Source organism: Polaromonas sp. P1_G2, assembly GCF_056405515.1.
The window spans coordinates 1-626 of record NZ_JBFUBY010000687.1 but is presented as its reverse complement, the minus strand read 5'-3'; the positions used below and the strand labels follow the sequence as shown (position 1 = coordinate 626).

The 626-nt window shown below is 60.1% G+C and carries 1 protein-coding gene; it reads right to left on the bottom strand.

All coding sequences use genetic code 11. The features are described from left to right. Positions 1 to 34: 34 nt before the first annotated feature. The coding region (locus tag AC1D0P_RS26955; RefSeq protein WP_477679535.1) for an N-acetylmuramoyl-L-alanine amidase family protein at positions 35 to 626 on the bottom strand (592 nt) is incomplete at its 5' end.

Sequence of the window (626 nt, the reverse complement as noted above, 5' to 3'; positions counted from 1 at the left end):
CCTCGCAGGCTGCAATTTCCGCGACAAGCGTAGCCTATCCGCCACGCCCGGTGCCGGATGCATCCAGATAGGTCTTGATTGCGTTGGTCAGCCGTTCCGCCATCGTCTTCTGCCAGTCCGGATCGACAAGCAGTTTTTCATCATCGGCATTCGACAGAAAGCCGAGCTCCACCAGGATCGACGGCACGTCCGGCGCCTGCAGGACGCGGAAGCCGGCATGCCGGAGCGGATTGTTGATCACGTCGATCTGACCCTCGAAAGATTTCAACACGTTTTCCGCCAGCTGAATCGAAAAAGCCTGGGTCTCCCGCCGCGTCAGGTCGACCAATATGTCGGTGACTTCGGCAGGCTCGTCCTTGATCTCGACGCCGGCAATGCCATCCGACTTGTTTTCGCGTTGCGCCAGGTTGGCGGCCAGCGCATCGGACGCCTTGTCGGAGATCGTATAGACGGTGGCGCCGCGGATATCTTTCTGGCGCAGCGTGTCGGCATGCAGCGAGATGAACAGTTTTGCGCCGCGCTGACGGGCGATGACGACACGCTCGGAGAGCGAAATGAATGTGTCGTCGTCGCGCGTCAGAAAGGCATGAATGCCCTTTTCCTGGTTGATACGGTCGGCGAGCGCC